The organism is Actinoplanes sp. NPDC051851, from assembly GCF_040681165.1.
Classification (GTDB): Bacteria; Actinomycetota; Actinomycetes; order Mycobacteriales; family Micromonosporaceae; genus Actinoplanes.
Map to the genome: position 1 here is coordinate 1 of NZ_JBFAYF010000131.1, position 7,845 is coordinate 7,845.

The following is a 7,845-nucleotide window of genomic DNA, read 5'->3' on the forward strand; positions in this document are numbered from 1 at the left end:
GGGGCCCCCCCGGGGCGGGGGGGGGGGCGGGGGTGGCGGGTCCCGGGGGGCCCGGGGCCCCGCTAAAACCCCCCCCCCCCCCGCCCGGGGGGGAGCGGCGGCCCGCATCTCCGGGCCGCTGCGCAGGTCAGCGGCCGGGGCGGCCGCCCCCGCCGCCGCCGAAGCCGCCGCCCGCGGCGGCCTCGTCGGCCGTCACCGTGGTGAGCTTGGTGGCGGAGCCGAGGGTGCCGGAGGCGGAGAGGCCGCCGGTGCTGTCGCCGGAAGCGGTGCCGCCGGAGTAGATGGTGTACGTCGAACCGGATGTGATGGCCGAGGAGGAGAAGACCACGCTCTGGGCGCTCTTGCTCGTCACGAACGTGGCCACCACCGTGCCGTCGGCGTCGACGACCTGGAGGGTGGTGCCCGCGGCGACCGAGCTGTCCAGCGTGGCGGAGATCCAGCCCTGCCCGGAGTCGGTGCTGGGGGAGACGACCATGCCGGAGCTGCCCGCGGCGAGCAGTGTGCCGCCGCTGATGGTGAAGTCGCCGTTGACGTCGAGGGCACCGTTGCCGTTGCCCTCCGGGCCGCTCACCACGACCGTGCCGCCGGTGATCGACGCGGTGCCGTTGGAGTCGAGGCCGTCGCCCTCGGCGTTGACCACCAGGGTGCCGCCGTTGATGACCCAGGAGTAGTCGCCGACCTCCTCGCCACCGCCCGGGCCGCCCCCGAAGCCGCCGCCGGAGTCCGTGTCGGTGGAGGAGCCGCCGGCCGCGTTGACGCCGTCGTCGCTGGAGACGACCGAGACGGTGCCGGAGTTGAGGACGAAGTGTGCCGCCTCCAGGCCCTCGTTCGACGAGGTCACCTCGAGGGTGCCGCCGTCGATGATCTGGTAGCCCTCGGCGTGCACGCCGTCGTCGCCGCTCGCCACGCTGACCGTGGCGCCGGTGAAGTGGACCGCCCCGTCGCTGTGCACCGCGTCGTCGGAGGCGTCGACGGTGATCGTGCCGCCCTCCAGGACCGTGATCACGCCGGACTTCAGGCCCTTGGACGAGACGTCGTCGGAAGCCTTGGTGGAGTGGCCGCCGCCGGACTTGACCACCAGGGTGCCGCCGGTGACGACGATGTCGGTGGCCGCGTCCACGCCGTCGCCGGTCGCGGTGACCGCGACGGTGCCGGCGGTGATGTCGACGTAGCCGGAGTCGGCGTCGGTGTCGTTGTCGGACTTGATGCCGTCGCCGCCCGCGGTGACCGTGACCGTGCCGCCGTTGACCACCACGTAGTCCTTGCCGCGGATGCCGTCGTCGGTGGCCTCGACGGTGAGCGTGCCGGACTGGATGACCAGGCCGTCCTTGCTGGTGATGCCGTCGGCGGCGGTGCCGGTGGCGGTCACCGTGAGCGTGCCGGTCCCGGCGATGCTCAGGTCACCGGCGCTGAACAGCACGGCGTTGACGTCCGACGTGTCGGACGGGGAGAAGCTGGAGGCGAGCGTGTTCGTGGTGCCGTCGGCCAGGTACACCACGACCGAGTCGGCGGCGGTGGCGGCGATCGCGGCGGTGGTGGAGCTGGTGATCGAGGCGTCGTCCAGGATCAGCGTGACGTCGGCGCCGTCCGCGTCGATCACGATCTGGCCGTCGGTGAGGGTGCCGGAGATCCGGTAGGTGCCGGCGGCGGTGATGGTGACCGTCGCGCCGTCCACCGTCACGCCGTCGGCGGAGCTGCTGGCGGAGCTGCCGGAGAGGGTGATCGCGTCCCCGTTGTCCGAGGTGACGGCGGTGACCGAGTCGGCCTTCTTGTTGGCGGCCAGGACGGTGGCGGCGTCCTGGGTGCCGTCGACCGAGACGGTGGAGCTGGTGGAGGCGGTCTCGGCGGCCGCCGAGTCGGACGAGGAGGAGCAGCCGGCCAGCAGGGCGGCGGCGAGGACGGCGGAGCTGACGGCGGCGACGAATCTCTTACGCAGTCTCATGACGGGCCCCTCAGGCGTGGAAGTGCCGGCGCAGCACGGGCTGCCAGCGGTTGGCGGGGAGGTCGGGCCGGAGAGCGGCGAGGCCGGTGGCGTACTTGGAGATCGAGCAGGGGCGGTGGTGCAGGGACCAGAGCAGGCGATCCATCTCGGAGACGGAGCCCGCGGACTTGGTCTCCACGACGGCCCGGTCCGGCATCCGCACGGTGGAGCCGTCCGGCAGCTGCCAGGCCAGGCCGGTGTCGATGGTGACCCGGCTGCCGGATGCGGGCAGGTAGAGCGTGTGCCGCTGGTAGTGGGTGGCGAGCACCGGGCGCATCGCGGCGGGGTCGGCGGTGATGCCCGCCCCGGCCAGGACCTCGGCGGCGTGGGCGCGGCCGTCCGGGCCGAGATCGGAGCCGTTCCCGACGTACGGCACGCGCTCCTTGACCGTCGTGCCCCGGGTGCCGCGCGTCTTCACCTCGACGAAATGGGCGCCCGTGTCGACGTACGTCCGAATTCTGACCTTGAAACGACGGCGGCGCTGATGTGCCGCGCCGAGGTAGCTCTCCATGCCCTCGGTGTCGAAGTAGATGGAGCGGTAGCCGAAGCCGCGCTGCCCGTCGATCTCCAGCACCCGGGCGTCGCGGAGGCCGTCCAGTACGGCGGGGAGCGCGGTGGCGGGCAGCAGGTACTTGCGGTCGACCCGGGTCAGCAGCTCGGCGGTGCCGACGAGCGCGTCCAGGGAGATCGGCGCGAAGCGGGCGAAGGGGGAGAGTGTCGTGGTCATGCGACGGCCACCGGAACCGAGGAGGGCGCGAGGTAGCGGACCTCGACCAGCGTGCTGTCGTTGACCAGGTCGACCTGCTTGACCGCCAGGTTGACCACCCGGCCACCGAGCACCCGTTCGAGGTGGGCCCGCAGGGTGGCCTCGTCGGTGTGCGCGCTGTCCAGCCGGACCACCTGGTGGCGGTAGCGCTTGAACAGCGACGGGTGGTCGCCGATCCAGAGCGCGGCGAGGATCAGCACCATCAGGCTGCCGGTGATCGCGTCCAGGTCGCCGAGCCCGGCGATCAGGCCGAGCGCGAGCGCGGCGAAGTAGTAGGCCACCTCGGTCTGGGTGATCTCGTCGGACCGGAGCCGGATGATGGAGAGGACGCCGAACAGGCCGAGCCCGAGACCGGCGCCGATCGTCTCCGATCCGAGCACCGTGGCGACCGCGAGCACGCCGATGTTCACCCCGAGGAACGCGGCGACCAGGTCCCGCCGGTGGTGCCGGGGGAAGTAGACGCCGAAGGTCAGTACGGCGATGGCGACAAGGTCCGCTGCGGCGGCGAGCAATGCGTTCACAAGGTTTCCTTCAACCGGAGTTCACTGGATGTTTCCTTTCTCTCGCCCGAGCCTCGGAGGAACCTGTGTGCCTTCTGTAGCCGTTCTGAGAAGTTCGCCGATGGCGTCCCTTTCTTAGAGGTTGTTTATTCTTCAAGTAGCGAGCGCTTAGTCGGCGTGCGGACGGTGGATGTCATGACCACCACGACCGCCGCACCCGTACCGACCCGGCACGCCCGCCGTCTCCGGCCCACGCCACGCTGGTGGTCCGGCACCGGTGGCGCGGTCGCCGGGCTGAGCCTGCTGGTGGTCGCCGGCCTCTGGGCGTCGAACGGGGGCGTCACCGACCTCGGGGACGGACTCTGGCCCGCGATGACCGCGATCGGCCGCCTGCTCGGCCTGCTCGCCTCCGACCTGCTGCTGCTCCAGGTGCTGCTGATGGCCCGGATCCCGCTGGTCGAGCGCGCGTTCGGTCAGGACCGGCTGGCCCGCTGGCACCGGTGGACCGGATTCACGTCGTTCTGGCTGATGCTGGGCCACATCCTCACGATCACTCTCGGGTACGCGGCGGGCCGTAACGCCCTGGCCCAGCTCGGGGACCTGGTCGTCGACTATCCCGGGATGCTGCTCGCGGCGGCCGGCACGGTGTTCCTGCTGCTGGTCGTCGCCACCTCGATCCGCCGGGCCCGCCGCCGGATGCGCTACGAGTCCTGGCATCTGCTGCACCTCTACGCGTACCTCGGCGTCGGGCTGGCCCTGCCGCACCAGATCTGGACCGGTGCGGACTTCACCGGCTCGGCCGTGGCGCGGGCGTACTGGTGGACGCTCTACGCGGTCTCGGCGGGCGCGGTGCTCGCGTACCGGATCGGTCTCCCCGCCTGGCGCAACTGGCGGCACCGCCTCGTCGTCACCCACGTGGTCCCCGAGGGGCCCGGCCTGACCTCGGTGTACCTCACCGGCGACCGGCTGCACGAACTGCCCGCGCGGGCCGGGCAGTTCTTCCACTGGCGGTTCCTGGACGGCGCCGGCTGGACCCGCTCCCATCCGTTCTCGCTCTCGGCCACCCCGCAGACCGACTCGCTGCGGATCACCGTGAAGAGCCAGGGCGACGGCAGCTCCCGGGTCGCGACGCTGAAGCCGGGCACCCGGGTACTGGTCGAGGGGCCGTACGGGAGGCTGACCGGGGAGAGCTACCGGGGTGGCCCGGTGCTGCTGATGGCCTGCGGGATCGGGATCACCCCGCTGCTCTCGCTGCTCGGGGAACTGCCGTACCGGCACGGCGAGGCGACGCTCGTCTACCGGGCGCGCGGCGAGGCCGACCTGGCGTTCGGCGAGGAGCTGGAGTGGTTCGCGCGGCACCGCGGGGTGCGCCTGGTGCCGGTCGTCGGGCCGCGGGCGGGAGACGACTCCTGGCTACCGCGTACCCCCGAGGAACTCACCGGCGCGGCGGCGCTGATCCGGATCTCGCCGCAGGTGGCCGCGTCGCACGTCTACGTCTGCGGGCCCGAGGCCTGGGCGGGGGCGGTCCGCGCGGCGGCCGTCGAGGCCGGCGCGGCACCCGCCAAGGTCCACACCGAGCTGTTCGCCTGGTAAGGGGAGAATCCACGATGCGACGGATCAGTATGTGGGCGCTCTCCACGGTCGTCCTGCTGGTGCTGCTGTTCAGCTACCGGACGAGCACCGGGTCGGGCGCGACCACCTCGACCGCGGCGGTCGTCACGGAGAGCGGCGAGGGCGAGTCGTTCACCGGCGACACGATCAGCACCCGCGAGGGGGACGTGCAGGTCGTCATCACGGTGGCGAGCGGGAAGATCACCGGGGTGACCGTTCCGGTCTACCCGAGCGGCGAGCAGCGGCACGAGGAGATCAACGCGGCGGCGCTGCCGGTGCTGGTCGAGGAGACGCTCGCCGCGCAGAGCGCCGACATCGACGGGGTCTCCGGGGCCACCTACACCAGCGACGGCTACAAGCAGTCACTGCAGTCCGCGCTCGACGCCGCCGGCATTTCTTAGAATCGCCTTACGGTTCTGTTACGGCGCCTCTTAACCCGCCTGCCGAGTGTGGAGCGATGATCCCCACAGGTGTCGCCGAGGCCGAGACTGGCAGGCTAGAGGGCATGCGGATCCTGGTGGTGGAGGACGACGCGGCGGTACGCGACTCGCTCGCGCGCACGCTGCGCTTCGAGGGCTACCAGGTGCACGTCGCCGGCGACGGGCTCGCCGCGCTGGACGCGGTCCGCGCCGGCGACCCCGACGCGGTGATCCTCGACGTGATGATGCCGCGGATGGACGGGCTGGAGGCCTGCCGCACGCTGCGCTCCGAGGGCTGGGTGGTGCCGGTCCTGATGCTGACCGCCCGGGACAGCGTCGGTGACCGGGTCGCCGGGCTCGACGCGGGCGCCGACGACTACCTGGTCAAGCCGTTCGCGCTGCAGGAGCTGCTGGCCCGGGTGCGCGCCCTGCTCCGCCGGTCGGCGCTGAGCGCGCCTGCCGAGGTCCACCCCGCCGAGGAGGTGCAGGCCGGTGATTGGCTCGCCTTCGCCGACGTACGCCTCAACCCGCGGACGAGAGAGGTCCAGCGCGGTGACCGCGCCCTGAAGTTGACCAGGACCGAGTTCGGCATCCTCGAGGCGTTCCTGCGCCACCCGCGGCAGGTGCTCACCCGCTCCGCCCTCTTCGAGCAGGTCTGGGGGTACGACTTCGGCGAGGGGTCGAACAGTCTGCACGTCTACCTGGGCTACCTGCGGCGCAAACTGGAGGCGGAGGGGGAACCGCGGTTGCTGCACACCGTGCGCGGGGTCGGTTTCGTGCTGCGGACGGAGCCGCTGTGAAGGGCGTCCGGTGGCCCCGGGTGCGGCTTCCACGCCGTCCCCGCAGCCTCCGTGACCGCCTGGCACTGCTCGTCACCGGCGCGGTCACGGCGGCCGTCCTCGTCGTCTCGGCCGGGGCCTGGTTCGCGGTCTGGGAGATCCAGAAACACCAGGTGAACCTGGAACTCAACGCGGACGCCAAGGCGATCGCGGCCAACCCCGAGCAGTGGCTGGAGACCGAGTCGTACCGGGACCGGGACGACGACGGCCCGCGTGACAAGGGTGACCAGCGCGAACTCGGCCCGTGCTGGCAGATCCTGGACTCCTCCGGCAACGTGCTCGGCGGCGGCAAGACCACGCTGCCGGTCACCTCGGCGACACTGGCGATCGCGGACGGCACCCGGACCGAGGAGCTGCGCGAGGAGGTCAGCCTCGGCCCGAGTACGTACCGGGTGCTGACCACGGCGATCGACGGCGGGGGAGCCGTGCAGATCGGCGTCGACCAGGCGCCCTACGACCGGGTCCTGGCCGTCTTCGCCGGGCTGCTGGCGCTCGGCTGCGCGGTGGGGATAGCCCTCGCCGCGCTGCTCGGCCGTACGGTCGCCCGGGCCGGCCTCGCCCCGGTGGAACGCCTCGCCCTCGCCGTCGAGGAGGTCGCGCTCACCCAGGACCTGAGCCGCCCGATCGACGTGCACGGCGACGACGAGATCGCCCGGCTGGGCAGCTCGGTGAACGCCATGCTGACCGCGCTGGACGTGGCCCGGGGCGCCCAGCGCGCTCTGGTCGAGGACGCCAGCCACGAGCTGCGGACGCCGCTGACCAGCATCCGTACCAATGTGGAGCTGCTGCTGGAGCTGGAGCGCCGACCCGAGCTGGCGCACCGGCTGCCCCCCGAGGAGCGCACCCAACTGCTGCACGACCTGGACGCCCAGGTGCGAGAGTTGGCCACGCTCACCAACGAGCTGGTCGAACTGGCCCGCGAGGAGGCGACCCGGGAGCCGATCGAGCCGGTCGACCTGGCCGAGGTGGTGACGAACGCCGTGAACCGGGTCCGTACCCGCGCCCCCGCCCTCACCTACGACACGTCCCTGGCCGCCGCGTGCGTGCCGGGCCGCTACGGCGAACTGGAGCGCATGGTCGTCAACGTGCTCGACAACGCCGCCAAGTGGAGCCCCCCGGGCGGCACGATCACAATCCGCCTCTCCCCGTCCCCCTTCCCCGGCGGCTCAGTACTGACCGTGACCGACTCCGGCCCCGGCGTGGCCCCCGAGGACCTCCCCCACGTCTTCGACCGCTTCTACCGCGCCCCGGCCGCCCGCTCCATGCCCGGCTCCGGCCTGGGCCTCGCCATCGTCGCCCAAACCGCCACCCACCACGGCGGCAGCGTCGACCTCACCCCCACCACCCCCCACGGCACCACCGTCACGATCCGCCTCCCCGCCCCCACCCAGCCCTCGTGACGGCCGCCCCCGCCGGTGCGGAAGGCCCACGCACCGGACGCACCCCCAACCGCAGCCGGTGCGGAAGGCCCACGCACCGGACGCGCCCCCAACCGCAAGCGGCACGGTCTATTCGCCTGAGTAGCACCCAGCCCGGCCCGGGTGACAGTCATCCCGCGGGGCGACGATCGCGCGGCAGCCAGACCACAAAGCCCAAGGTGGAATCAACAGCTCCCCCATCCACCCAGCTGCCATCGACAAACAACGGATAGTGACCGAAAACCATGCAAGGCTGGGGCGGTGGGTGGGCAGGCAGGGCATAAACGCTCCACCGCCCTGCCTGCCCACCC

The 7,845-nt window shown here is 72.2% G+C and carries 7 protein-coding genes; 4 read left to right on the plus strand and 3 right to left on the minus strand.

The annotated features are described in order from the left end of the window. Positions 1-127: 127 nt before the first annotated feature. From AB0M08_RS46750 to AB0M08_RS46760, 3 genes are read right to left on the minus strand one after another with little or no spacing between them, the layout of a single operon-like run. Positions 128-1,942: a carbohydrate-binding domain-containing protein gene (locus tag AB0M08_RS46750; RefSeq protein WP_364508626.1), complete on the minus strand. Its 1,815-nt coding sequence runs from the start codon at positions 1,940-1,942 to the stop codon at positions 128-130. A 10-nt stretch (positions 1,943-1,952) separates the two neighbouring features. Continuing rightward, positions 1,953-2,708, minus strand: a complete 756-nt coding sequence (locus AB0M08_RS46755; RefSeq protein WP_364508629.1) for a polyphosphate polymerase domain-containing protein — start codon at positions 2,706-2,708, stop codon at positions 1,953-1,955. Beyond that, positions 2,705-3,268, minus strand: coding sequence for a DUF4956 domain-containing protein (locus AB0M08_RS46760; protein WP_364508632.1), 564 nt, complete (start codon positions 3,266-3,268; stop codon positions 2,705-2,707). Before AB0M08_RS46760 ends, AB0M08_RS46755 begins: the two co-directional genes overlap by 4 nt. 174 nt (positions 3,269-3,442) lie before the next feature. On the opposite strand from AB0M08_RS46760, the gene AB0M08_RS46765 reads away from it, so the two are divergent. The 4 genes from AB0M08_RS46765 (at position 3,443) to AB0M08_RS46780 (ending at position 7,516) form a co-directional block, all read left to right on the plus strand. Further along, on the plus strand, positions 3,443-4,840 hold the full coding sequence (locus AB0M08_RS46765; protein ID WP_364508635.1) for a ferric reductase-like transmembrane domain-containing protein: 1,398 nt from the start codon (positions 3,443-3,445) through the stop codon (positions 4,838-4,840). 14 nt (positions 4,841-4,854) lie between these two features. Then, a complete protein-coding gene (locus tag AB0M08_RS46770; RefSeq protein ID WP_364508638.1) occupies positions 4,855-5,259 on the plus strand; it encodes an FMN-binding protein in 405 nt (134 codons plus the stop codon). A 104-nt stretch (positions 5,260-5,363) separates the two neighbouring features. Then, entirely contained in the window at positions 5,364-6,077 is a 714-nt protein-coding gene (locus tag AB0M08_RS46775; RefSeq protein WP_364508640.1) for a response regulator transcription factor, read from the plus strand. Then, a complete protein-coding gene (locus AB0M08_RS46780; protein ID WP_364508642.1) occupies positions 6,074-7,516 on the plus strand; it encodes a HAMP domain-containing sensor histidine kinase in 1,443 nt (480 codons plus the stop codon). The genes AB0M08_RS46775 and AB0M08_RS46780 overlap by 4 nt, the downstream gene beginning before the upstream one ends. The last annotated feature ends 329 nt before the right edge of the window (positions 7,517-7,845 follow it).

Excerpts from the sequence above, each read along its gene's own strand:
- AB0M08_RS46750 (WP_364508626.1), bottom strand. The coding sequence starts at position 1,942 with ATGAGACTGCGTAAGAGATTCGTCGCCGCCGTCAGCTCCGCCGTCCTC.
- AB0M08_RS46775 (WP_364508640.1), top strand. The coding sequence starts at position 5,364 with ATGCGGATCCTGGTGGTGGAGGACGACGCGGCGGTACGCGACTCGCTC.
- AB0M08_RS46755 (WP_364508629.1), bottom strand. The coding sequence starts at position 2,708 with ATGACCACGACACTCTCCCCCTTCGCCCGCTTCGCGCCGATCTCCCTG.
- AB0M08_RS46770 (WP_364508638.1), top strand. The coding sequence starts at position 4,855 with ATGCGACGGATCAGTATGTGGGCGCTCTCCACGGTCGTCCTGCTGGTG.
- AB0M08_RS46765 (WP_364508635.1), top strand. The coding sequence starts at position 3,443 with ATGACCACCACGACCGCCGCACCCGTACCGACCCGGCACGCCCGCCGT.